The sequence below is a fragment of the Variovorax sp. CCNWLW235 genome, assembly GCF_037204085.1.
Taxonomy (GTDB): domain Bacteria; phylum Pseudomonadota; class Gammaproteobacteria; order Burkholderiales; family Burkholderiaceae_C; genus Variovorax.
Map to the genome: position 1 here is coordinate 145854 of NZ_JBBCBW010000007.1, position 22272 is coordinate 168125.

Annotated in this window: 24 protein-coding genes and 1 tRNA gene; 14 read left to right on the forward strand and 11 right to left on the reverse strand. The window is 64.5% G+C overall.

Going from position 1 to position 22272, the window contains the following annotated elements; genetic code table 11:
- Positions 1 to 5: 5 nt before the first annotated feature.
- The 3 genes from V9L21_RS10795 (at position 6) to argG (ending at position 2447) form a co-directional block, all read left to right on the forward strand.
- Positions 6 to 608: a hypothetical protein gene (locus V9L21_RS10795; RefSeq protein WP_337311684.1), complete on the forward strand. Its 603-nt coding sequence runs from the start codon at positions 6 to 8 to the stop codon at positions 606 to 608.
- A gap of 144 nt (positions 609 to 752) precedes the next feature.
- Positions 753 to 1079, forward strand: coding sequence for a pyrimidine/purine nucleoside phosphorylase (ppnP, locus tag V9L21_RS10800; RefSeq protein ID WP_307699753.1), 327 nt, complete (start codon positions 753 to 755; stop codon positions 1077 to 1079).
- Positions 1080 to 1106: 27 nt separating this feature from the next.
- Positions 1107 to 2447 carry an argininosuccinate synthase gene (gene argG, locus V9L21_RS10805; RefSeq protein ID WP_126746290.1) on the forward strand — a complete coding sequence of 447 codons (1341 nt, stop codon included), beginning with the start codon at positions 1107 to 1109 and terminating at the stop codon, positions 2445 to 2447.
- An 80-nt stretch (positions 2448 to 2527) separates the two neighbouring features.
- On the opposite strand, the gene V9L21_RS10810 is transcribed toward argG, so the two are convergent.
- Together V9L21_RS10810 and murB are read right to left on the reverse strand one after the other, a co-directional pair.
- Positions 2528 to 3358, reverse strand: a complete 831-nt coding sequence (locus V9L21_RS10810; protein ID WP_337311687.1) for a glycine-rich domain-containing protein — start codon at positions 3356 to 3358, stop codon at positions 2528 to 2530.
- Complete coding sequence (gene murB / locus V9L21_RS10815; RefSeq protein ID WP_337311689.1) at positions 3358 to 4410, reverse strand: UDP-N-acetylmuramate dehydrogenase; 1053 nt, start codon at positions 4408 to 4410, stop codon at positions 3358 to 3360. The genes V9L21_RS10810 and murB overlap by 1 nt, the downstream gene beginning before the upstream one ends.
- A gap of 44 nt (positions 4411 to 4454) precedes the next feature.
- Between murB and V9L21_RS10820 the strand changes: the two genes are divergently transcribed.
- Positions 4455 to 4940: a YajQ family cyclic di-GMP-binding protein gene (locus V9L21_RS10820; RefSeq protein ID WP_337311691.1), complete on the forward strand. Its 486-nt coding sequence runs from the start codon at positions 4455 to 4457 to the stop codon at positions 4938 to 4940.
- A gap of 7 nt (positions 4941 to 4947) precedes the next feature.
- Positions 4948 to 5589 carry a retropepsin-like aspartic protease family protein gene (locus V9L21_RS10825; RefSeq protein WP_337311693.1) on the forward strand — a complete coding sequence of 214 codons (642 nt, stop codon included), beginning with the start codon at positions 4948 to 4950 and terminating at the stop codon, positions 5587 to 5589.
- Positions 5590 to 5601: 12 nt separating this feature from the next.
- Here V9L21_RS10825 and V9L21_RS10830 read toward each other — a convergent pair whose 3' ends face one another.
- Genes V9L21_RS10830 through V9L21_RS10845 form a run of 4 tightly spaced genes read right to left on the reverse strand, consistent with a single transcriptional unit; the run spans position 5602 to position 8219 of the window.
- The gene (locus tag V9L21_RS10830) at positions 5602 to 5955 is read right to left on the reverse strand and encodes a RidA family protein (protein ID WP_042582160.1); all 354 of its coding nucleotides are present in this window, start codon (positions 5953 to 5955) and stop codon (positions 5602 to 5604) included.
- An 11-nt stretch (positions 5956 to 5966) separates the two neighbouring features.
- Complete coding sequence (gene plsY, locus V9L21_RS10835; RefSeq protein WP_337311695.1) at positions 5967 to 6602, reverse strand: glycerol-3-phosphate 1-O-acyltransferase PlsY; 636 nt, start codon at positions 6600 to 6602, stop codon at positions 5967 to 5969.
- 41 nt (positions 6603 to 6643) lie between these two features.
- Positions 6644 to 7135, reverse strand: coding sequence for a Cys-tRNA(Pro) deacylase (ybaK, locus tag V9L21_RS10840; RefSeq protein ID WP_337311697.1), 492 nt, complete (start codon positions 7133 to 7135; stop codon positions 6644 to 6646).
- A gap of 22 nt (positions 7136 to 7157) precedes the next feature.
- Entirely contained in the window at positions 7158 to 8219 is a 1062-nt protein-coding gene (locus V9L21_RS10845; protein WP_337311699.1) for an aldo/keto reductase, read from the reverse strand.
- 115 nt (positions 8220 to 8334) lie between these two features.
- Here V9L21_RS10845 and V9L21_RS10850 point away from each other — a divergent pair, with 115 nt between their 5' ends.
- Complete coding sequence (locus tag V9L21_RS10850; protein WP_337311700.1) at positions 8335 to 9264, forward strand: alpha/beta fold hydrolase; 930 nt, start codon at positions 8335 to 8337, stop codon at positions 9262 to 9264.
- Positions 9265 to 9273: 9 nt separating this feature from the next.
- Here V9L21_RS10850 and V9L21_RS10855 read toward each other — a convergent pair whose 3' ends face one another.
- Genes V9L21_RS10855 through V9L21_RS10875 form a run of 5 tightly spaced genes read right to left on the reverse strand, consistent with a single transcriptional unit; the run spans position 9274 to position 12803 of the window.
- Positions 9274 to 9981, reverse strand: coding sequence for an aspartate/glutamate racemase family protein (locus V9L21_RS10855; RefSeq protein WP_337311702.1), 708 nt, complete (start codon positions 9979 to 9981; stop codon positions 9274 to 9276).
- A gap of 53 nt (positions 9982 to 10034) precedes the next feature.
- Positions 10035 to 10391 (reverse strand): hypothetical protein, encoded by a 357-nt coding sequence (locus V9L21_RS10860; RefSeq protein WP_337311704.1) that lies wholly within the window; start codon positions 10389 to 10391, stop codon positions 10035 to 10037.
- 21 nt (positions 10392 to 10412) lie between these two features.
- Entirely contained in the window at positions 10413 to 11234 is an 822-nt protein-coding gene (locus V9L21_RS10865; RefSeq protein ID WP_337311706.1) for a MetQ/NlpA family ABC transporter substrate-binding protein, read from the reverse strand.
- 41 nt (positions 11235 to 11275) lie between these two features.
- The gene (locus V9L21_RS10870) at positions 11276 to 11938 is read right to left on the reverse strand and encodes a methionine ABC transporter permease (protein ID WP_337311708.1); all 663 of its coding nucleotides are present in this window, start codon (positions 11936 to 11938) and stop codon (positions 11276 to 11278) included.
- On the reverse strand, positions 11931 to 12803 hold the full coding sequence (locus V9L21_RS10875) for a methionine ABC transporter ATP-binding protein (protein ID WP_337311710.1): 873 nt from the start codon (positions 12801 to 12803) through the stop codon (positions 11931 to 11933). The genes V9L21_RS10870 and V9L21_RS10875 overlap by 8 nt, the downstream gene beginning before the upstream one ends.
- 240 nt (positions 12804 to 13043) lie before the next feature.
- Here V9L21_RS10875 and V9L21_RS10880 point away from each other — a divergent pair, with 240 nt between their 5' ends.
- The 8 genes from V9L21_RS10880 to V9L21_RS10915 all read left to right on the forward strand — a co-directional run bounded on the left by V9L21_RS10880 (position 13044) and on the right by V9L21_RS10915 (position 22267).
- The gene (locus tag V9L21_RS10880) at positions 13044 to 13865 is read left to right on the forward strand and encodes a MetQ/NlpA family ABC transporter substrate-binding protein (RefSeq protein ID WP_337311711.1); all 822 of its coding nucleotides are present in this window, start codon (positions 13044 to 13046) and stop codon (positions 13863 to 13865) included.
- 202 nt (positions 13866 to 14067) lie between these two features.
- A protein-coding gene (gene prfB / locus V9L21_RS10885) for a peptide chain release factor 2 (protein ID WP_157614994.1) occupies positions 14068 to 15172 on the forward strand; the annotation gives its coding sequence in 2 pieces (ribosomal slippage) (positions 14068 to 14148 and positions 14150 to 15172; 1104 coding nt in all).
- A 3-nt stretch (positions 15173 to 15175) separates the two neighbouring features.
- Positions 15176 to 15865, forward strand: coding sequence for an HAD family hydrolase (locus V9L21_RS10890; RefSeq protein WP_337311714.1), 690 nt, complete (start codon positions 15176 to 15178; stop codon positions 15863 to 15865).
- Positions 15849 to 18563 (forward strand): aminopeptidase N, encoded by a 2715-nt coding sequence (gene pepN / locus V9L21_RS10895; RefSeq protein ID WP_337311717.1) that lies wholly within the window; start codon positions 15849 to 15851, stop codon positions 18561 to 18563. Before V9L21_RS10890 ends, pepN begins: the two co-directional genes overlap by 17 nt.
- A 46-nt stretch (positions 18564 to 18609) precedes the next feature.
- A complete protein-coding gene (locus V9L21_RS10900; RefSeq protein ID WP_337311719.1) occupies positions 18610 to 19407 on the forward strand; it encodes a hypothetical protein in 798 nt (265 codons plus the stop codon).
- Between the two features lie 61 nt (positions 19408 to 19468).
- Positions 19469 to 20488: a class 1 fructose-bisphosphatase gene (locus V9L21_RS10905; protein WP_281148095.1), complete on the forward strand. Its 1020-nt coding sequence runs from the start codon at positions 19469 to 19471 to the stop codon at positions 20486 to 20488.
- Between the two features lie 25 nt (positions 20489 to 20513).
- Positions 20514 to 20589 (forward strand) — tRNA-Thr (locus V9L21_RS10910).
- A 349-nt stretch (positions 20590 to 20938) separates the two neighbouring features.
- A complete protein-coding gene (locus V9L21_RS10915) occupies positions 20939 to 22267 on the forward strand; it encodes a DNA cytosine methyltransferase (protein WP_337311722.1) in 1329 nt (442 codons plus the stop codon).
- Positions 22268 to 22272 lie beyond the last annotated feature (5 nt).

Genomic DNA, 22272 nt, shown 5'->3' on the forward strand with positions numbered 1-22272 from the left:
ACACCATGAACAGACACGTCTTTCGCACCCTCGCGGGCCTTTCGGCGGCCGGTTTGCTGGCGGCGGGCGCCGCCACCGTGCAGGCCCAGGAAGCATGGGCGCGGGTGATTTCGGCCACCCCCGTCTACGAAACGACCGGCAGCAGCCCCAGCTACAACGTCACCTACGAATACAACGGCCGGCAGTACACCACGCGCATGAACAGCCGTCCGGGCGCCAGCATCCCGATCCAGGCCAATGCCTACGGCGTGACCACCGCGCCGGTTGCACCCCAGCCGCAGCTGCAGCCCTATCCGGTCGAAGCCGACAGCGGCCAGCAGCAGTACCAGTACCAGCAAAGCCCGCAATACGCCCAACCGTCCCAGCAGGGTGGATCGCCGTGGGACAACGTGGTGCCTGAGCCGGGCGTGGTGGTCTCCAATGCGCCGCTGGCCCCCACCTATGTACAACAGCCCGCCCCGGTCTATGCGGCGCCCGTGTACGTGCAGCCGACCTACGTCTATCCGCAGCCTTACGTCTACCCGCCCGTCGGCCTCTCGCTGAATTTCGGGTACTCCCGGGGATGGGGCGGCTACCGCGGCGGGTGGGGCCACCGCCACTGGCGCTGAGCCGTGCTTGGGCCGACCCGCGCAGAGGCTGCGGGCGCGGGTTCGGCCAAGCCCTAAAATCGGGGACTTTTCCAACCCCGAGGGGTGCGCCGCCGCGGTGGTGCGTCCTCGACAAGCCGACCGCGCATGCGCCGGCGCCATCCAATGACGACGACTACCGACACTCTCAACAGCGCCGCAGTGGCGACCAAGGCCAATGTGTATTTCGACGGCAAGTGCGTGAGCCACAGCCTCACCCTGGCCGACGGCACGAAAAAATCGGTCGGCGTGATCCTTCCGTCCACCCTGACCTTCAAGACCGGTGCGCCTGAAATCATGGAAGGCACCGCCGGCAGCTGCGAATACCAGCTCGAAGGCACCACCGAATGGGTCGCGGCAGGCCCCGGCCAGAAGTTCAACGTTCCAGGCAATTCGAGCTTCCAGATCCGCGTGGCGGGCGAGCCCTACAGCTACATCTGCCACTTCGGCTGAACCCTGACCTGCCAACCGTACACCCACATGTCGACCATTCTCCAAAACGTTCCCGCCGGCCAGAAGGTCGGCATTGCCTTTTCGGGCGGCCTGGACACGAGCGCCGCGCTGCACTGGATGAAGCTGAAGGGCGCGATTCCCTACGCCTACACCGCCAACCTTGGCCAGCCCGATGAGCCCGACTACGACGAGATTCCCCGCAAGGCAATGCTCTACGGCGCGCAGAACGCCCGCCTGATCGACTGCCGCGCACAGCTGGCGAATGAAGGCATTGCCGCGCTGCAGGCCGGCGCGTTCCACGTCACCACGGCCGGCGTTACCTACTTCAACACCACACCGCTCGGCCGCGCGGTCACCGGCACCATGCTGGTGTCGGCCATGAAGGAAGACGACGTCCATATCTGGGGCGACGGCAGCACCTACAAGGGCAACGACATCGAGCGCTTCTACCGCTACGGCCTGCTCACCAACCCCAACCTGAAGATCTACAAGCCCTGGCTCGACCAGCTGTTCATCGACGAGCTCGGCGGCCGCGCCGAAATGTCGGCGTTCATGACCAAGGCCGGCTTCGGCTACAAGATGTCGGCCGAAAAAGCCTACAGCACCGACTCCAACATGCTCGGCGCCACGCACGAGGCCAAGGACCTGGAAAACCTCGACAGCGGCATGCAGATCGTGCAGCCGATCATGGGCGTGGCGTTCTGGAAGGACGAGGTCGAGGTCAAGCGCGAAACCGTTACCGTGCGCTTCGAAGAAGGCCGCCCGGTGGCCCTGAACGGCGTGGAGCACGCGAACCTGGTCGATCTGATCCTGGAAGCCAACCGCATCGGCGGCCGCCACGGCCTGGGCATGAGCGACCAGATCGAGAACCGCATCATCGAGGCCAAGAGCCGCGGCATCTACGAAGCGCCCGGCCTCGCGCTGCTGTTCATCGCCTACGAGCGCCTGGTGACCGGCATCCACAACGAAGACACCATCGAGCAGTACCGCGACCATGGCCGCAAGCTCGGCCGCCTGCTCTACCAGGGCCGCTGGTTCGACCCGCAGGCCATCATGCTGCGCGAAACGGCACAGCGCTGGGTGGCGCGCGCCATTACCGGTGAAGTGACCATCGAGCTGCGCCGCGGCAACGACTACTCGATTCTCAACACAGTGTCGCCCAACCTCACGTACCAGCCCGAGCGCCTGAGCATGGAAAAGGTGGCCGGCGCGTTCACGCCGCTCGACCGCATCGGCCAGCTCACGATGCGCAATCTCGACATCGTGGACACGCGCGAAAAGCTGGCGATCTACACCCGCACCGGGCTGCTGTCGCCGGGCCAGGGCACCTCGGTGCCGCGGCTCACAAACGACGACGAGACGAAGTAAGCCAAAGCGCTTCGCGCAATGACAAAACGGGCCCTCGCGGGCCCGTTTTCATTTGTGCGCGGTGCGCGCCTGCCGCTCGATCAGTCGCCGCCGCCCCCACCGCAACCACCACCGCAGCCGCTGGAGGAATCCCCTCCTCCACTGCCGCCGTCTCCGCTGCCGCTCGATTCGCTGCCGCCGAAGCCGCCAGCATCGCCCGCGCCGCCGCCATCCGACGACGAGTCGCCAAAGCTGGTGCCGCAATGGGCGTCGGAGCCGTTGTGCCGGTCGACGGCCTTGCAGTCGGGCACATAGTCGAAGCCGCCCGGAATGCCGAACTTCACGTCCAGCGCAAACAGCAGCGGCAGCCGCGAGGGCTTTCGCGGGTCGATGCTTTCTTCCTTGCAGGCCCAATACCAGGTGCGGCGCAGGCCGTCGTTGCGCTTCGGGTCCTTGCCCAGCACCTCGGCGGGGCTGTGGTGCAGCATGCCGCCGAAGGCCGCCTTGCACCAGTTCTGGTAGCCCTGCGTGTGCAGAATGAACTCGTGCCAGGCGGTATCGACCACCTTGGAAGGCATGGCCACGAACTTGCGGCCGCTGCGCAAATGGGCCATGAAGAACTGACGCAGGCCGCGCAGCACCAGCTCGGCGTCGCGCACGCTGAGCCCCGGGTGCGCCGCGCGCAGCTTGCCGATAAGAAACGGCGGCATGCGGGCTTCGCGGATGAACTGCCGGCGCAGGCTCGTTTCCATGAAGCCCAGCGTGGCCGCCAGCGCCCACGCGCCAAGAACCAGCGGCACCAGCACCAGCCAGCCGCCATTGCGAAAGGCAAAGAACACCGCGACAAGCGCCCCCACCACCGCGGCCCGGCGCGCCCACATCAGCGCGGCAATGCGCCGCCGGTAGTTCAGGTGCAGGAAGTCCAGGTCCATCAGACGACCACCGGCTCCGGCTCCAGCCGGATACCGAAGCGCTCGTACACGCTGGTCTGGATGGCCTTGGCAAGCGTCATCACCTCGCCGCCGGTCACCGGGTTTTCGAGGCCGCCGCGGTTCACCAGCACCAGCGCCTGCCTTTCATAGACGCCGGCGTTGCCGACCGACTTGCCCTTCCAGCCGCAGGCGTCGATGAGCCAGCCGGCCGCCAGCTTGATGCTGCCGTCGGCCATTGGGTAATGCACGATCTTCGGGTCGCGCGCGATGATGTCGGCGCATTGCTCGGGCGTGACCGTCGGGTTCTTGAAGAAACTACCGGCATTGCCGAGCACCCGCCAATCGGGCAGCTTGGCGCGGCGAATGGCGCAGATCCAGTCGAACACGTCGGTGGCGCTGGGCGTGAAGTTGCCGGTTTCTTCCATCTTGCGCTCCAGGTCGAGGTAGCCCACCACCGCTTTCCAGGGCTTGGGCAGCCGAAAGCGCACCCGGGTGATCAGCGCCCGGCCCGAAAGCCCAAAATCGTTGGGCCCGCTGCGCACGTGCTTGAACACCGAGTCGCGGTAGCCGAAGGCGCACTGCGCGGCGTCCAGCGTAAAGCTGCGCCCGGTGTCCAGGTCGATGGCGTCGAGCGATTCGAAGCGGTCTTGCAGCTCGACCCCGTAGGCGCCAATGTTCTGCACCGGCGCGCCGCCCACCGTGCCCGGAATGAGCGCCAGGTTTTCGAGCCCCGGGTAGCCGTTTGCCAGCATCCACTGGATGGCGTCGTGCCAGACCTCGCCCGCGCCGGCCTCCACGATCCAGGCGCGCGGGGTCTCGTCGACCAGCCGCAGCCCCTTGATCTCGACCTTGAGCACCAGCGGCTTCACGTCGCCCGTGATCACGATGTTGCTGCCCCCGCCCAGTACGAAGCGGGGAGCGTCGCGCCAGCGCGGATCGGCCCGCAGCTCGGCCACGTCCGCCTCGTTGGCGATGCGCGCCAGGTTGTGCGCACGCGCGACGATGCCGAAGCTGTTGTACGGCTGCAGCGGAACGTTGTTCTCCACGATCATGGGAGAATTGTCGCATCCAGCTACCGTGAATCCAGGAGGAGCCCATGCCGTCTTTCGATACCGTCTGCGAACCCAATCTGCCCGAAGTGAAGAACGCGGTCGAAAACACCGCCAAGGAAATCGCAACGCGTTTCGATTTCAAGGGCACGGCTGCCGCCGTCGAGCTCAAGGACAAGGAAATCACCATGATCGGCGATGCCGAGTTCCAGCTCGTGCAGGTCGAAGACATTCTTCGCGCCAAGCTCACCAAGCGCAGCGTCGACGTGCGCTTCCTCGACAAGGGCGACGTGCAGAAAATCGGCGGCGACAAGGTCAAGCAGGTCATCAAGGTCAAGAGCGGCATCGAATCCGAGCAGGCCAAGAAAATTACCCGCATCGTCAAGGACAGCAAGCTCAAGGTGCAGGCCGCCATCCAGGGCGACGCGGTGCGCATTACCGGCGCCAAGCGCGACGACCTGCAAGCCGCCATGGCGTTGATCAAGAAGGACGTGCCCGACATGCCCCTCTCGTTCAACAACTTCCGCGACTGAGCCCCGCATGAAATCGCTCGTCGTCGCAGCGCAGTTGCTGGCTGCCGCTGCAGGGGCGCATGCGGCGAGCTCGGTCATGCTGACCGGCACCATCGGCAGCCGCGCGATCCTCATCGTGAACGGCGCTCCGCCCAAGACGGTGGCGGTGGGTGAAACCTTCCAGGGCGTCAAGCTCGTGTCGCTGCAGGCCGAGCAGGCCGTGGTCGAGCTCGAAGGCAAGCGCGTCAACCTGCGCATGGACACGCCGGTGAGCATTGGCGGCGGCACGGGTACGGGCGGCGGCAGCCGCATTGTGCTGCCGGCGGACAGCCGCGGCCATTTCATGACGCAGGGTGCCATCAACGGGCGGGCTGTCACCTTCATGCTCGACACCGGCGCGACGTCCATCGCCCTGTCGGCCGCCGATGCGCAGCGCATCGGCCTTGATTACAGCAAGGGCCAGCGCGTCCAGATGAACACCGCCAACGGCGTGTCCAGCGGCTACAAGCTGCGGCTGCAGTCGGTACGCGTGGGCGATGTCGAGGTGTACGACATCGACGCGATCGTGTCGCCCCAGCCCATGCCTTTTGTGCTGCTGGGCAACAGCTTCATCAACCGATTCTCGATGCGGCGCGACGCGGATCAGATGGTCCTGGAAAAGCGCTACTGAAACGCGCCAGTGTCAGGCCTGCGCGGCCGTGACCACGATCTCGATCTTGTAGGCCGCATTGGCCATCTTGGCCTGCACCGTCGCGCGCGGCGGCGTGTTGCCGGCGGGAATCCACGCATCCCACACCTCGTTCATGGCCGTGATGTCGGTGATATCGGCCAGAAAAATCTGCGTCATGAGAATGCGCGACTTGTCGCTGCCGGCCTCGGCCAGCAGGCGGTCGACCATGGCCAGCACCTGCGTGGTCTGGCCGCGGATGTCCTGCGAGGTGTCGTCGGGCACCTGGCCTGCAAGGTAGATGGTGCCGTTGTGCACCGCCGTTTCAGACAAACGGGGGCCGACGTGAAAGCGGGTAATGGTTGCCATGGTGTTCTTTCTCAAGCCTTTTTCTTGGAGCCGAGCTTCGACTCCGTGCCGGCCGCGAGCCGGCGGATGTTTTCGCGGTGCCGCCAGACGAGCAGCAGACTCATGATGATGATCGCAATCAGCACCGTGCGGTCGAGCGGCCACGCAATGTTGCCGCCAATCAGGTAGTACGCCGGCGCAAAGAAGGCCGCCACCAGCGACGACAGCGACGAATAGCGGAAGAACACCGCAATGATCAGCCAGGTGACGCCGGTGGCCAGCCCCAGCCAGGGCGCAATGCCCACCAGCACGCCAGCCGCGGTAGCCACGCCCTTGCCGCCCTGAAAGCCGAAGAACACCGGGTACAGATGGCCCAGGAAGGCCGCCAGGCCCGCCAGCGCAGCCACGCCCTCGCCCAAGCCCCACTGCGCGCCGAAATGGCGAATCACAAACACCGGCAGCCAGCCCTTCAGCGCATCGAGCAGCAAGGTCGCCAGCGCCGCGCCCTTGTTGCCCGAGCGCAGCACGTTGGTGGCGCCGGGGTTGCCGCTGCCGTAGCTGCGCGGGTCGGCCATGCCGAGCGATTTGCTCACGATGACCGCGAACGACAGCGAGCCGATCAGGTACGAAGCCAGGATGGCAAGGAGGGAAGGCAAATGAAAGCTCAAGGCGGCGCTCCACGAAGGATGGATGTTCTTATTCGGGCCGGCTATTCTGCCAGCGCGCACTGCACCGGCTTGGCGCCGAGCAGCGCCACGCACACCTGCGGGTCGATGCCCACCAGGTAGCCGCGCCGCCCGCCGTTGATGGCGATCTTCGGCAACTCCAGGATGCTCGACTCGATGTACACCGGCATCTGGCGCCGCGTGCCGAAGGGCGAGGTGCCGCCCACCATGTAGCCGCTGTGGCGCTGCGCAACATCGGGCTTGCAGGGCTCCACCGACTTGGCGCCGATCTGCCGCGCCAGATTCTTGGTCGACACCGTGCGGTTGCCGTGCATCAGCACGATGAGCGGCTTGGCGTCCTGGTCCTGCATCACCAGCGTCTTCACCACGGTGAAGGGGTCGAAGCCCAGCACCTCGGCGCTGCGCTGGGCGCCGCCGTGTTCCAGGTATTCGTACGGGTGCTCCGTGAAGGCGATCTTGTGCTCGCGCAGCAGCTGGGTGGCGGGTGTTTCGGAAACGTGCGCCTTCTTGCTCACCGGCGCACCCCTGGCGCTGCGCTCACGTTGCCGGGTCCCGGATCTCCCAGCGGATCTGGTCGATCTCGGCCAGGACTTCCGGCGAAAGCGTGGTGCCCCACACGTCAAGGTCTTCGTCGAGCTGCGCCACCGTGGTCACGCCGATGATGGTGCTTGCCACCTGCCACTTGGTGTAGCAGAAGGCCAGCGCCAGCTGCACCGGCGTCAGGCCGTTGTCGCGCGCCAGCTGGTTGTAGCGGCGCGCCGCCTTCAACGCATCGGGCCGGCCCCAGCGCTGCTTGCGCACCGATTCGTAGCTCGAAATTCGCGCGCCCTTCGGAGCCTCCGGCCCCTCGATGCCGCCCTGGTCGTACTTGCCGGTCAAGAGGCCGAAGGCCAGCGGCGAATACGCCAGCAGCGAAACGCCGAGCCGGTGCATCGTCTCGTCGAGCCCGTTCTCGAGCCCGCGGCTCACCAGGTTGTAGACGTTCTGCACCGAGGCCACGCGCGGCAGGCCGTGCTGCTCAGCCAGCCGCACGAACTCGTGCACGCCGTACGGGGTTTCGTTCGAAAGACCGATTTCCCGCACCTTGCCGGCCTTGACCAGCCCGCCCAGCACTTCGAGTTGCTCGTGGATCGGGGTTTGCGAGGTTTCCTTGGCCGGGTCGTAGTAAAGGGCGCCGAAGGCCGGCACGTGGCGCTCGGGCCAGTGGATCTGGTACAGGTCGATGACGTCGGTCTTCAGCCGCTTCAGGCTGGCGTTGCACGACGCCACGATATCGGCCGCCGTCATGCCCGTGCCTTCGCGCACCCAGGGCGTCGCGCGCACCGGGCCGGCCACCTTGGTGGCCAGCGTAATTTTTTGGCGCGCACCGGGATTGGCCGCAAACCAGTTGCCGATGATGGTTTCGGTGGCGCCGTAGGTTTCCTTGCGCGTGGGCACCGCGTACATCTCGGCCGTGTCGATGAAATCGACGCCGCGCTCGAGCGAGCGGCTCAAAATGGCATGCGAGGTGGGCTCGTCCACCTGTTCGCCGAATGTCATGGTGCCAAGGCAGATCGGGGTGACCTGCAGGCTGCTCTGGCCGAGTTGGATTTTTTTCATGCGCGGAATGCTACCGTCCTCCTCCGCAATGCGCTGGCCATGCGCCCAAAACCCGAGCGCGCGCTGTCTTGTGGCGGACTGCGCTGCGGCCGCCGGCTCCGTATCATCGGCGCCCATGTACCAAGCCCTTCGTCCTTCGCGCACCGAATTCGTGCCCGTGCGCAACCTTCTCTACCACGTGCGCGTGTGGGGCGAGCCCTCCCCGGCGCGGCCGCCGTTGGTGCTGCTGCACGGCTGGATGGACGTGGGAGCTTCGTGGCAGTTCGTGGTCGATGCGCTGGCCGAAGAGCGCTTCATCATTGCGCCCGACTGGCGCGGCTTTGGCCTGACCGATGGCGGCGGCGTCGACAACTACTGGCTGCCCGATTACCTCGCCGATCTCGAATGGCTGCTCGACCACTACGCGGGCGAAGGCGATGCGGCGCGGCCCGTTGACCTGGTCGGCCACAGCATGGGCGGCAATGTCGCCATGCACTATGCGGGGGCAAGGCCCGGGCGCATTCGCCGCCTGGTCAATTGCGAAGGCTTCGGCATGCCCGCGCGCAAGCCCGAGGAAGCGCCCGCTCGCTACGGGCAATGGATCGACGAACTCAAGCGCCTGCACCGCGGCGAAATGGCGCTTGCCAGCTACTCGTCAGTAGAGGGCGTGGCGCGCCGGCTCATGAAGACCAACCCGCGCCTCACGCCCGACAAGGCCAACTGGCTGGCCGGCCACTGGTCCGCCGCGCAAACCCAGTCCGACGGCAGCGAACGCTGGCAGATTCTTGGCGAAGCCGCGCACAAGATCGTAAACGCCAACATCTTCCGGGTCGATGAAACGCTCGCCCTTTATGCGCGGATCTCAGCTCCCACGCTCATGGTCGAAGCCGCGGACGACAGCCTGCACGGCTGGTGGAAAAACCGCTACACGCTCGAAGAGTTTCACGAGCGCCTGAAGTCCGTGCCTTCGGTGCGCATCGAGCAGGTGGCCGATGCGGGCCACATGCTGCACCACGATCAGCCGCAGCGCGTGGCCGGGCTGATCGAGCAGTTCCTGGCCGGCTGAGCCCCGCCTTCAGTCCGCGGCGCGGCCCTGCACGGTGCGCTGCAATGCCGCGCGCGCCAGCAGCCGCGTCGAATCGAGCGTGGGCAGCGGCGAGTTCACGTCGTTCATGATCAGCGGAATCTCGGTGCAGCCGAGCACGACCGCATCGCAGCCGTCCTCGTCTTTCATGCGCTGGATGACGCGCCTGAACGCCGTGACCGCATCGGGCGTGAAAACACCGCAGACCAGCTCTTCCATGATGATGCGGTTGATCTCTTCGCGCTCGTCAGCAGTAGGCCGAACGTACTCGAGCCCCCTGGCAGAGAGCTTCTCGGGGTAGACCTCGCTCTCGACCAGCCAGCGCGTGCCGGTGATGGCCAGGCGCTTGAACCCGCGCTGCGCGGCCTCCTCGGCCACGCATTCGGCAATGTGCAGCCACGGCAACGGCGAGCGCGCCTCGATGAACGGCAGCGCCTGGTGAATGGTGTTGTCCGGGCAGACCAGAAAGCTCGCTCCTATCTTCGCGAGCTTGTTGGCCGAAGCCAGCATCACCTCGCCCACCCCTCGCCAGTCGTTCCGGTAGATGTGCTGCATGTAGTCGGCAAGCGACGGCGTGTGCATCGAGACTTCAGGATGCGCATGCGGCCCAAGCAGCTGGGCCCCTTCCACGCAGATGGTTTGGTAGCAGAGCGCCGCGCCTTCGGCGGAGCATCCGACGATTCCGATGTGCTGGGTCATCCGCACATGCTACAAGCCTGCGGGCCCAGCGTGCGCCAGACCCGGCTTTGCACTCAGTCTTCTTCGTCCGCGTCGTTGCCCGTCAGCATCAGCACCTCTTCGACGAAGGCGTCGAAGTGCGGCAGCAAGGCGGGCAGCGGCCGGAGCGGCGCGGCCTGGCCGTCGTCGAAAAAGTGCTCGGCGCCGGCCGAAAGCGCCACCCATTCACCCGCCTCGAACAGCAGGCCCAGGTAGCCGTTTTCGGTGCGCACGTAGAACAGGCTCGCACGCTCGAGCGCCCGCTGGCCCGCGGGCGCTTCTTCGCGGCCCCAGCTCACGCCCTGCTTGCCCAGGTGCTCGTTGATGCGGCCGTCGCACACATGCGTGTCGCACCAGCGTCCTTCGGCATCGAAAACAGCGAGCACGGGCATGGGCGTCCTTTGATTGAGGCGTTATTGCAGGAAGCTGGGCTTGGCGTAGCCCTGGAACTTGGTGTCGACCACGGCCTTGAACTCCTTGGAGCGGTAGGCGTCGGCAATGTCCTTGGCCCAGGGCGCGTTCTTGTCCGCGTTCTTCACGGCCACCACGTTCAGGTAGTAGTCGGGGGTCTTTTCCAGCACCACGGCCTCGGTGAGCTTCAGGCCCGACGAGATTGCGAAGTTGCCGTTGACGATGGCGTAGTCGGTGTCGCCCAGCGAGCGCGGCAACTGTGCGGCTTCGAGCGGAATGAACTTCAGCTTCTTGGGGTTCTCGGCCACGTCTTTTTCAGACGCGCGCAGCGGATCGACGCCGGGCTTGATGGTGATGAGCTTGTTCTGCTCCAGCAGCACCAGCGCACGGGCCAGGTTGCTCGGGTCGTTGGGCAGGGTGAAACGGTCGCCCTCTTTCACCTCGGCCAGAGTCTTGCGCTTGGTCGAATACACGCCCAGCGGTGCGATGGGGCCCTGCACCAGTTCGGCGAGGTCCAGCTTCTGGTCGGCCGAGAACTTCTTCAGGTAGACCTGATGCTGAAAGAAGTTGGCGTCGAGCGAGCCCTGGGCCAGCGCGAGGTTGGGCTGCACGTAGTCGTTGAACTCGACCAGCTTCACCTTGTAGCCCTTCTTCTCGAGGATGGGGACGATGCCGGCCTTGAGCTGGTCGATGTTCGATCCGGCGGTGCCGCCGATGACGAGGTTCTTCTTGGCCTCTTGCGCCTGAGCCAGCGAAAGGCCGCCGAACGAGAGGGCGGCCAGGGACAGGGCGAGAACGGAACGGCGCAGCAGTGCGGTTTTCATGGAATGAGCAGGAGAGAAATAAGAAAGAGGAGAAAGAGAAATCAACGCTTGTCCAGCCTGCGCGCCGTGGTGTTGCCCACGAACTGCAGGATCTGTACCAGCACCACGAGCAGCGCCACGGTGAGCACCATCACATCGGTCTGAAAGCGGTAGTAGCCGTAGCGAATCGCCAGGTCGCCAATGCCGCCACCGCCCACCACGCCGGCAATGGCCGAGTAGGAGAGAAAGCTCACTGCCAGCACCGTGAGCGCGAGCACCAAACCGGAGCGCGCCTCCACCACCAGCACGCGCCAGACGATCTGCAGCTCCGAGGCGCCCATGGCGTGCGCCGCCTCGATCACGCCGCGCGGCACTTCGCGCAGGCACTGGTCGACCAGCCGCGCAAAGTACGGAATGGCCGCGAACGACAGCGGCACCGCGGCCGCCAGCGGCCCGATGGAAGTGCCCGCAATCACCCGCGTGAAAGGCACCAGCGCCACCAGCAGGATGATGAAAGGAAACGAGCGCACGGTGTTCACGATCCAGTTCAGGATGAGGAACGCCGGCTTGTTTTCGAGCGACTGGCCTGGCCCCAGCAAGAACAGCAGAATGCCCAGCGGCCCGCCGATGAGCACCGCGGCCGAGAGGCCGATGGCCAGCATCAGGAAGGTCTGGCCCGTGGCCGCCCACAGCTCGGGGAGGATGGGCGCGATGTTTTCAAACATAGGCCACCTCCTGCGCGCTGCGCTGCACCGGCAAGGGGCGCGGCGTGATGGGTTCGCGCGCCTCGCGCTCGCGGCGGCGCACCAGTTCGTCGATTTCGCGGCCCAGCGCCGTCTTGCGCTCTTCGGCCGGCGCATCGAGCACCGCAAACTGCTCCACCAGGCGGCCCTTCTCCAGAATGGCGACATTGCGGCACAGCACCTCGACCACCGAGAGCTCGTGCGTGACGATGACGATGGTCACGCCGATCTTCTGGTTGATGTCGCGCAGCGTTTCGAGCAGCGCGCGCGTGGTTTCGGTGTCGAGCGCCGAGGTGGGCTCGTCGCACAGCAGCACCTGCGGCCGCGGCGCCAGCGCGCGCGCAATGGCCACGCGCTGCTTCTGCCCGCCCGAAAGCTGGGCCGGATAGGTGTCGATCTTCTCGGCCAGCCCCACCAGGGCCAGGCATTCGCGCACGCGGGCGTCGATTTCGGCCTTCGAATGGCGGCCATGGATCTTCAGCGGAAACGCCACGTTGTCGAACACCGTGGCGTTCTGCAGCAGGTTGAACTGCTGAAAGATCATGCCGATGTTCTGACGCATGTCGCGCAACTCGCGGCGCGAGAGCGTCGTCAGGTCGCGCCCGCCGACGAAGACCTTGCCCGCATCGGGCCGCTCCAGCAGGTTGATGAGGCGCAGCAAGGTCGACTTGCCCGCGCCGCTCTTGCCGATCAGGCCGAACACGTCGCCCTGGTGAATGTCGAGCGAGAGCGACTGCACGGCGTCGAACACCTCGCCGCTGGGCAAGGCAAAGGACTTCTGCACCGATTGAAGTCGGATGACCGGCGCCGCGTTACCGCGGGCCGCATCAGGCGAATGGTTGGTCATGGAGAGGAGGCACGGCCCACGTCGAAGCGGGCCGCGGAGTTCGCAAAAAGGGGCCGAGTATGAAAACAAAATCGTCAAAAGGGAACGAACAAATCGGCGCTTGCTTATGCATGAAAACGCATAAGCATTGAAGAAGCCCGGCGAGCAACGCCATATCGATATGCGCATTGGTTCGTTCCCAAACCGGCGGGGCAATGCCACATTCGCGGCCTTACTTTTTTTGATTTCGCGCAACACAACATGCACAGCACCCTTCGCCGCCGCACCCTCGCCCTTGCAACCATTGCAGGCGCACTTTTCTTCACCGGCAGCGCCACCTTCGCGCAAGACAACAACAAAACCGCCATCAAGGTGGGCGTGTCCGTCGGCAACGGCGAGCAGATCTTCGAAGTGGTCAAGAAAGTGGCCGCCAAGGACGGCCTGAACATCCAGGTGGTGGTATTCAACGACTACCAGTTGCCCAACGCGGCGCTGGCCTCGGGCGACCTGGACGCCAACGCCTTTCAGCACCAGCCCTTTCTGGACAACCAGAACAAGGCGCGCGGCTTCGACATCGTGCCCGTGGGCCTCACCATCACGGCGCCGCTGGGCTTCTACTCGCGCAAGATCAAGTCGATCGACCAGCTGCCCGACGGCGCCTCGGTCGGCATCCAGAACGATCCGTCGAACGGCAACCGCGCCTTGCTGCTGCTGCAGACCGCCGGCCTCATTACGCTGAAGCCCGACGCGGTGAAGAACAACAACGCCACGCCGCTCGACGTGGTGAGCAACCCCAAGAAGCTGAAGCTGGTGGCGCTGGACGCCGCCCAACTGCCGCGCTCGCTCGACGACCTGGCCATTGCCGCCATCAACAACGACTACGCTGAAAAAGCGGGGCTTTCGCTCGCCAAGGACGCCGTAATCAAGGAAGCCCCGAAAAGCCCCTACGCCAACCTGATTGCCGTGCGCCGCGCCGACAAGGACAAGCCCTGGGCCAAGCGGCTGGTGGCGGCTTACCAGTCGGCGGAGGTGAAGAGCTTTATCGAGAGCCAGTTCAAAGGCTCGCTGGTCCCCGCCTTCTGACCTCGCCTTCCTCCCTCCCCCGCTGGGGGAGGGCCGGGGTGGGGGCACGGCGGCTTCCAAATAAGCACAGCGCTTGATCGAAGGCCCGCCCCCATCCCAGCCTTCCCCCAGCGGGGGAAGGAGCAATACAGGGGCTCTCCTCGGCAACGGTTCGGTCCATGAGAAAATGTCCGGTTTCCCCCGAACACAGTCAGGACACCCCATGGACGCAGAACAAATCAACCAAATCGGCGCAACCCTCGCGGACCTGAGCGCGCGGACGGCAGATTTACGGAGGTATCTTTGACTACGATGCCAAAGCCGAACGTCTGAGGACGGTCAACGCATCGCTCGAAGACCCCAACGTCTGGAACGACCCCAAGAAGGCCCAGGAACTCGGCCGCGAGAAAAAGTCGCTCGACGACGTGGTCGTCACGCTCGATCGCCTCACCAGCGGCCTCTCGGACAACACCGAGCTGTATGAAATGTCGAAGGAAGACGGCGACATGGACGGCTTGCAGTCCATTGCCGACGACGCCGCCGCGCTCGAAGCCGACATCAAGCAGCTTGAATTCCGCCGGATGTTCAACAACCCGGCCGATCCGCTCAACGCCTTTGTCGACATTCAGGCCGGCGCGGGCGGCACCGAGGCTTGCGACTGGGCCAGCATGCTGCTGCGCCAGTACCTGAAGTACGCCGAGCGCAAGGGCTTCAAGACGCAGATCGAAGACGAAACCCCGGGCGACACCGCCGGCATCAAGGGCGCGACCATCAAGGTGGAAGGCGACTACGCCTTTGGCCTCTTGCGCACCGAAACCGGCGTGCACCGCCTGGTGCGCAAGTCGCCATTCGACTCGTCGGGCGGGCGCCACACCAGCTTTGCCTCGATCTTTGTCTACCCCGAAATCGACGACTCCATCGAGATCGAGATCAACCCGTCCGACGTGCGCACCGACACCTTCCGCGCATCGGGCGCGGGCGGCCAGCACATCAACAAGACCGACTCGGCCGTGCGCCTGACGCACATCCCCACGGGCATCGTGGTGCAGTGCCAGGACGGCCGCAGCCAGCACAGCAACCGCGACGTGGCGTGGAAGCGCCTGCGCTCGCGCCTGTATGACCACGAAATGCGCAAGCGCCAGGAAGAGCAGCAAAAGCTCGAGGACAGCAAGACCGATGTGGGCTGGGGCCACCAGATCCGCAGCTACGTGCTGGACAACAGCCGCATCAAGGACCTGCGCACCAACGTTGAAGTCTCGGCCACGCAAAAGGTGCTCGACGGAGACCTGGACGTGTTCATCGAAGCCTCGCTGAAGCAAGGCGTGTAATCGATGAGCCTGACCCACGACAAGGTCGAAGCCTTCATCTTCGACATGGACGGCACCATGATCGACTCCATGCCGTGGCATGCGCGGTCGTGGGTCGAGTTTGTGGCGCGCCACGGGCTCAAGCTCGACGTGACCGACATTCTTGCGCGCACCACGGGCCGCACCGGCACCGAGTGCATGCGCGAACTGTTCGAACGCGAGCTTTCAGACGCCGAGTGCCAAACCCTGGTGCACGAAAAAGAAGAAATCTACCGCGCCATGTTCAGCGACAACTTCACCGAGGTTGCCGGCTTTACCGCCTTTGCAAAGGCCGCCGTGGCGCGCGGCCTGAAGGTGGCCGTGGGCACGGCGGGCGACAAGCACAACATTGAATTTGCAATGTCGCGCCTGAAGATGGACCCGCTGCCGCTGGCCATTGTGGGCGGCGACGAAGGCTTTGCCGGCAAGCCCACGCCCGAGATTTTTTTGGAAGCCGCGCGCCGCATTGGTGTGGCGCCCGAGCGCTGCATCGTGTTTGAAGATGCGCCCTTCGGCATAGAGGCTGCGCGCCGCGGCGGCATGCGTGCCGTGGCCGTGTGCAGCACCCATACCGCCGCCGAGCTTGCCGGCCCCCATGTGATTGCCGCCGTTCGCGACTACGACGAACTCGCCCATTCGAATTTTCTGGAGACACTCGATGCTGCTGCAGCGTGACGCCCAAGGGCAACCGATTGCCATTCGCCGCGAAGACTATGCCGCTCCGGCATTCTGGATCGACACCGTCGACCTGACCTTCGACCTCGACCCCGCAAAGACCCGCGTGCTCAACCGCATGCAACTGCGCCGCAACCCCGACGTGCCGGCCCAGCCGCTGCGCCTGGACGGCGACGAGCTGAACCTGGCCCGCGTGCTGGTCAACGGCCAGGGCGCGTCGTTCCGCATGGAAGGCGAGCAGCTCGTGATCGATGGCTTGCCCGATGCCTTCGAACTCGAGATCTTCACCACCTGCTGCCCCATCAAGAACACCAAGCTGATGGGCCTGTTCGTGAGCGAAGACACCTTCTTCACGCAGTGCGAGGCCGAAGGCTTCCGCCGCATTACGTACTTTTTGGACCGCCCCGATGTGATGGCGATGTACACGGTAACGCTGCGCGCCGCCAAGGCCGCCTACCCCGTGCTGCTGTCGAACGGCAACCTGGTCGAACAGGGCGACCTGCCCGAAGGCCGCCACTTTGCCAAGTGGGTCGACCCCTTCAAGAAGCCCAGCTACCTGTTTGCGCTGGTGGCCGGCAAGCTGGTGGCGCGCGAGCAGCGCATTACCGCGCGCAACGGCAAGGAGCACTTGCTGCAGGTGTACGTGCGCGCCGGAGACCTCGACAAGACCGAGCATGCGATGAACTCGCTGGTCAACTCCGTGCTGTGGGACGAAGCCCGCTTTGGCCTGCCGCTGGACCTGGACCGCTTCATGATTGTGGCCACCAGCGACTTCAACATGGGCGCCATGGAGAACAAGGGCCTGAACATCTTCAACACGAAGTACGTTCTGGCCAACCAGGCCACCGCCACCGACGCCGACTACAGCAACATCGAAAGCGTGGTCGGCCACGAGTACTTTCACAACTGGAGCGGCGACCGCGTTACCTGCCGCGACTGGTTCCAGCTTTCGCTGAAAGAAGGTCTGACCGTCTTCCGCGACCAGGAATTCAGCCAGGACCTGTGCGCCGATGCCTCGGCCCGCGCCGTGAAGCGCATCGAAGACGTTCGCGTGCTGCGCACCGCCCAGTTTCCCGAAGACGCCGGCCCCATGGCCCACCCGGTGCGGCCCGACAGCTACATCGAGATCAGCAATTTCTACACCGTCACCATTTATGAAAAGGGTGCCGAGGTCGTGCGCATGATGCAGACGCTGGTCGGCCGCAAGGGCTTTGAAAAGGGCATGACCCTTTACTTTGAGCGCCACGACGGCCAGGCCGTAACCTGCGACGACTTTGCCCAGGCCATTGCCGACGCCAACCCCGATTCGGAACTGGCCCGCCTGCTGCCGCAGTTCAAGCGCTGGTACAGCCAGGCCGGCACGCCGCGCCTTGCCGCCCACGGCGTGTACGACGCCCAAGCACGCAGCTACACCCTGAGCATTGTGCAAAGCTGCCCGCCCACGCCGGGCCAGCCGAGCAAGGAGCCGTTCGTCATTCCGGTGAACATTGGCCTGCTCGACGCCAGCGGGCGCGAACTGCCGCTGCAGCTCGAAGGCGAAAGCGAAGTTACCCGCGGCGCGCCTGGCACCCCGTGCACGCGCACCGTGGTGCTCTCGCGCGCCGGCGAGCAAATTACCTTTGTGGGGCTGGACTCCGAGCCCGTGCCTTCCATCTTGCGCGGCTTCAGCGCGCCGGTGATTCTGGACTTTGAATACACCGACGCCCAGCTGCTGACGTTGCTGGCCAACGACCCCGACCCCTTCAACCGCTGGGAAGCCGGCCAGCGCCTGGGCCTGCGCGCCGCGCTGCAGGGCATTGCCGCACTGGCAACCGACACCACCCCGGTGCTGAACGACGCCTACCTGGACGCCATGCGCAGCGTGCTGCGCAACCCCAAGCTCGACGCCGCCTTTAAAGAGCTGGTGCTCACCCTGCCTTCGGAGACCTACATTTCCGAGCAGCTCGACGTGGTCGACCCGCAGCGCGTGCACCTGGTGCGCGAAGCCATGCGCGCCCAACTGGCCACCGCCCTCTTCCAAGACTGGCAACAGGTCTACGAAGAAAACCACGACACCGGCGCCTACACGCCCGACCCGACCTCGTCAGGCCGCCGCGCGCTGGCCGGCATGGCGCTTAATTTCTTGTGCCTGGCGGCGCGCTCTTCGGGCGACACCGTGTGGCCCGGCAAAACGCTGCAGCGCTTCAAAGACGCCGGCAACATGACCGACCGCTTCAACGCGCTCAACGCGCTGGTGTCGTCGGGCCACACCCTGGCCGCGCAGGCGCTGGCGCGCTTTCATGCGCTGTTCAAGGACGAAGCCCTGGTCATCGACAAGTGGTTCTCGCTGCAGGCCGGCGCGCCAGACCGCGGCGGCGACATCTTGCCGCTGGTGAAGCAGCTGATGAAGCACCCGGACTTCTCCATCAAGAACCCCAACCGCGCCCGCAGCGTGATCTTCAGCTACTGCAGCGCCAACCCCGGCGCGTTCCACCGCCCCGATGCCGCCGGCTACGTGTTCTGGAGCGAGCGCGTCATAGAGCTGGACGCCATCAACCCCCAGGTGGCCGCCCGCCTTGCCCGCGCGCTCGACCGCTGGAGCAAGCTGGCCGAGCCCTACCGCAGCGCCGCGCGCGAAGCCATTGCCCGCGTGGCCGCCAAGCCCGACCTGAGCAAGGACACCCACGAGGTAGTGACGCGTGCACTCGCCGGCAACTGAGCGGCGTTGCCCGAAGCGGCGGCCGGCGCTTGCGCTGACGGCGACAGTGCTCCTGCTCTGCGCGGCGCTTGCTGGCTGCGCGGGCCCCGGGGGCAGGTCGAGCCAGCCGTGGATCAAGAAATCGCAACTGACCACCCTGCCCGGCTCGACCGTGCAGGTGGTCGTGCCCAGCATCGGCGTCGAGGTCGAAAGCGACCCGGACGCCAGCTTCAAGCGCATGCGCGTCATCGGCGCCGGCATGGCGGCGATTCCCGGCGTGGGCATCATCGGTGCCATGGCTCTCGGCGGCGCGACCGGCGCGGCCAACAAGGGCTACCAGGACTCGCTGCAGCAAGAGATCCAGTCGCGCTCGGCGCTCTACCTCGCGGTAATGGGCAACTACGAACTGGCGCCCCTGCTCAGCCCGCGCCTCGAAAAGGCATTGCGCACCAGCCCCAACTACCAGGGCGCCACCTACCGCGAGCCTGCCTCCAGTATGTTCAGGGGCAGCCCGCTCAACCCCGACAGCGCGCAGACCGTGGTCGAAGGCTGGGCCAATGTTTCTGACGACGAGGACGAAGCCGTGGTGCGAGCCAACGTGCGCATCGGCTCCCCCGACAAGCGCATGCTGTGGCACGAATATTCGTACCGCTCGACCGTCAGCCTGTCGGACCTCGTCGGCCCCTCGCTCAAACAGGAACTGCGCGGCAAGGACGCCAACACGCAGCGCAGCATCCGCCGCGCGCATTGGCTGGCAGACCAGGGCAAGTTGCTGAACGACGGGCTGGACAAGGCATCGGCCGACATTGCCATGCGCATTGCCTACGACCTTGGCGCCCCTTGGCCCGAAGACAACGCCGACTGAGCGCCCAGACGCCTCGCCTCGGCACAACATCGAACCGAATCGAACCCAATACAGGAAGCACATGGCTTATCAACAACAGAAGATCTCCCTCACCCGCTACCTCGTTGAACAACAGCGCGCCGACGGACTCATTCCCGGCCAGCTGCGCCTGCTGCTCGAAGTGGTCGCCCGCGCCTGCAAAAGCATCAGCCAAGCCGTCAACAAGGGTGCGCTGGGCGGAGTGCTCGGCACCGCCGAAAGCGAAAACGTGCAGGGCGAAATCCAGAAGAAGCTGGACATCATTGCCAACGAAGTGCTGATTGAGGCCAACGAATGGGGCGGCCACCTCGCGGCCATGGCCAGCGAAGAAATGGACAGCATCTACGTGGTGCCCAACCGCTACCCGCAAGGCGAATACCTGCTGATGTTCGACCCGCTCGACGGCAGCAGCAACATCGACGTGAACGTGAGCATTGGCACCATCTTCAGCGTGCTGAAGAAGCCCGACGACACCCCCGGCGTGCAGGAAGCCGACTTTCTGCAGCCGGGCACCCAGCAAGTGGCCGCAGGCTACTGCATCTACGGCCCGCAAACCACCCTGGTGCTGACCGTGGGCAACGGCGTGGCCATGTTCACGCTAGACCGCGAGCAAGGCAGCTTTGTGCTCACGCAGGAAGACATCCAGATTCCGGCGGATACGAAAGAATTTGCCATCAACATGAGCAACATGCGCCACTGGGACGAGCCCATGAAGCGCTACATCGACGAATGCCTGGCCGGCAAGGAAGGCCCGCGCGGCAAAGACTTCAACATGCGCTGGATTGCCAGCATGGTGGCCGACGTGCACCGCATCTTGATGCGCGGCGGCGTGTTCATGTACCCGTGGGACAAGCGCGAGCCCGAAAAGGCCGGCAAGCTGCGCCTGATGTACGAGGCCAACCCCATGAGCTGGCTGGTCGAGCAGGCCGGCGGCGCCGCCACCAACGGCAAGCAGCGCATCCTCGACCTGAAGCCCACCAAACTGCACGAGCGCGTGAGCGTGATGTTGGGTTCGCGTAACGAAGTCGAGCGTTTGACCAAGTACCACACCGAAAAGGCCTGACGGTGTTGCTATAATCCGAGGCTTCGCCGGTGTAGCTCAGTCGGTAGAGCAGCTCATTCGTAATGAGAAGGTCGGGTGTTCGATTCATCTCTCCGGCACCAAATTAAAAGCCCGCTATTCAAAAGATAGCGGGCTTTTTCGCTTTTGATCCCCTACCGTCGCTTCTCAGCTTGCGGGACGCCACTGTCGCACTTGCAGCGGCTTGAACAAAAATCCGTATTCTTCGCCGAGGCGGTAAGCTGCCCCGGCCTTCGATTACCCCGGCCTCAGATGATGTTCTTGCCTCTTGCGCAAAAAATAACTACGCAATCATGATCGGGACGCCGCGATGCCGTGGGATGCTCTCGGCTCCAGGCCATGGCGTCCCCTTGTGGTAGCAGGCATCATCTATTCCGAAGAAGCAAGCGCCTTCAAGCAAATCTTGACAGGTGAATCGACCCGAACCTCTACATGATGCAGTACAAATTCATAGACCTCTTTTCCGGCTGCGGCGGTCTATCTCTTGGGTTTTCCATGGCCGGCCTGGAAGGGCAGTTCGCCGTGGAAAAGGATGCGATGGCATTCGATACCTTCTCCGAAAACTTCCTTGGGAGCCGGAAGATTCCGGTCGCCAAATTCTCCTGGCCATCCTGGCTCAAGCAGAGAGCTTGGGCCATCGACGAGCTGCTGGCCGAGCACAGAGACCAACTTCTCGAATTGCAGGGGACGGTACAGGTTCTGGCTGGAGGCCCGCCCTGCCAAGGCTTCAGCTTTGCCGGCAAGCGCAAGGAAGCCGATCCGCGAAACATGCTATTCGAGAAATACGTGCAGGTCGTGGATGCAGTCAAACCCTCGGCGCTCGTACTCGAAAACGTCCCGGGGATGAAGGTCGCGCACAAGAATAAGCCCAGCGAGGGGGAAGAGCCCGAGCAGGCGTCCGAGTCGTACTACGAAAAACTCAAGAGGAGCCTCGAGGCCATTGGCTACGATGTTCACGGGCAAATCGTCGACGCCTCCCGCTTTGGCGTCCCGCAGAAGCGATCTCGCCTGATAGTCATCGGTCTTCGTCGGCACCTGTCCGTGGAGCTTAAAGGCGGCATCGGCCGTGCTTTTGAGATCTTGGAAGCAACCCGGGTTTTGCAACTCGAAGAACTGGGTCTTCTAGAAGTCACAACGGCTATGGACGCGATATCTGACCTGAGGACTAGTCGGTCCATTCGCCGACCGTGCATCGACCAATACTCGCCCCCTGGATTCGAGGAGGCGGAATACCTGGGCCCCGGTACTGTCTTCCAGAAGCTAATGCACAAGAATTGCCGCAACGATTCGATGGACAGCATGCGGCTGGCAAAGCATCGTGCCGACGTCCAAGAGCGTTTCCAGAAAATACTCGATGAATGCCCTAGGGGAGTGCGGATGAACGAAACCCACCGCAAAAAATACGGACTCAAGAAGCATCGGATCTTCCCTATGTCACCTTGGGATCCCGCGCCTACGATCACGACGCTGCCGGACGACGTGTTGCACTATGCCGAACCAAGGATCTTGACGGTGCGAGAGAGTGCGCGGCTGCAGAGCTTTCCCGATTGGTTCAGATTCCGCGGCAAATTCACCACGGGCGGAAAAATGCGTACTAAGGAATGCCCACGCTATACCCAGGTGGGCAACGCCGTTCCACCCTTGCTGGCCCGCGCCATTGGCCTTGCCATCGCAGCTACGCTTCTTGAGGCGGCCGACGCCTCCAAAAAAAGGCTGGCAGAGACACAGGACCAGCTCGACGCAACAGCAGCAATAGCCTAGGAGGG

What these genes read in the sequence shown, in the direction of transcription:
- V9L21_RS10870 (WP_337311708.1), bottom strand. Translation starts at nt 11,938, where the DNA reads ATGTTTGAAAACATCGCGCCCATCCTCCCCGAGCTGTGGGCGGCCACG.
- V9L21_RS10855 (WP_337311702.1), bottom strand. Translation starts at nt 9,981, where the DNA reads ATGACCCAGCACATCGGAATCGTCGGATGCTCCGCCGAAGGCGCGGCG.
- V9L21_RS10845 (WP_337311699.1), bottom strand. Translation starts at nt 8,219, where the DNA reads ATGAAAAAAATCCAACTCGGCCAGAGCAGCCTGCAGGTCACCCCGATC.
- argG (WP_126746290.1), top strand. Translation starts at nt 1,107, where the DNA reads ATGTCGACCATTCTCCAAAACGTTCCCGCCGGCCAGAAGGTCGGCATT.
- V9L21_RS10830 (WP_042582160.1), bottom strand. Translation starts at nt 5,955, where the DNA reads ATGGCAACCATTACCCGCTTTCACGTCGGCCCCCGTTTGTCTGAAACG.
- V9L21_RS10905 (WP_281148095.1), top strand. Translation starts at nt 19,469, where the DNA reads ATGGCTTATCAACAACAGAAGATCTCCCTCACCCGCTACCTCGTTGAA.
- V9L21_RS10880 (WP_337311711.1), top strand. Translation starts at nt 13,044, where the DNA reads ATGCACAGCACCCTTCGCCGCCGCACCCTCGCCCTTGCAACCATTGCA.
- V9L21_RS10795 (WP_337311684.1), top strand. Translation starts at nt 6, where the DNA reads ATGAACAGACACGTCTTTCGCACCCTCGCGGGCCTTTCGGCGGCCGGT.
- V9L21_RS10875 (WP_337311710.1), bottom strand. Translation starts at nt 12,803, where the DNA reads ATGACCAACCATTCGCCTGATGCGGCCCGCGGTAACGCGGCGCCGGTC.
- pepN (WP_337311717.1), top strand. Translation starts at nt 15,849, where the DNA reads ATGCTGCTGCAGCGTGACGCCCAAGGGCAACCGATTGCCATTCGCCGC.
- V9L21_RS10890 (WP_337311714.1), top strand. Translation starts at nt 15,176, where the DNA reads ATGAGCCTGACCCACGACAAGGTCGAAGCCTTCATCTTCGACATGGAC.
- V9L21_RS10810 (WP_337311687.1), bottom strand. Translation starts at nt 3,358, where the DNA reads ATGGACCTGGACTTCCTGCACCTGAACTACCGGCGGCGCATTGCCGCG.
- murB (WP_337311689.1), bottom strand. Translation starts at nt 4,410, where the DNA reads ATGATCGTGGAGAACAACGTTCCGCTGCAGCCGTACAACAGCTTCGGC.
- ppnP (WP_307699753.1), top strand. Translation starts at nt 753, where the DNA reads ATGACGACGACTACCGACACTCTCAACAGCGCCGCAGTGGCGACCAAG.
- V9L21_RS10915 (WP_337311722.1), top strand. Translation starts at nt 20,939, where the DNA reads ATGATGCAGTACAAATTCATAGACCTCTTTTCCGGCTGCGGCGGTCTA.
- V9L21_RS10865 (WP_337311706.1), bottom strand. Translation starts at nt 11,234, where the DNA reads ATGAAAACCGCACTGCTGCGCCGTTCCGTTCTCGCCCTGTCCCTGGCC.
- V9L21_RS10850 (WP_337311700.1), top strand. Translation starts at nt 8,335, where the DNA reads ATGTACCAAGCCCTTCGTCCTTCGCGCACCGAATTCGTGCCCGTGCGC.
- V9L21_RS10860 (WP_337311704.1), bottom strand. Translation starts at nt 10,391, where the DNA reads ATGCCCGTGCTCGCTGTTTTCGATGCCGAAGGACGCTGGTGCGACACG.
- V9L21_RS10820 (WP_337311691.1), top strand. Translation starts at nt 4,455, where the DNA reads ATGCCGTCTTTCGATACCGTCTGCGAACCCAATCTGCCCGAAGTGAAG.
- V9L21_RS10825 (WP_337311693.1), top strand. Translation starts at nt 4,948, where the DNA reads ATGAAATCGCTCGTCGTCGCAGCGCAGTTGCTGGCTGCCGCTGCAGGG.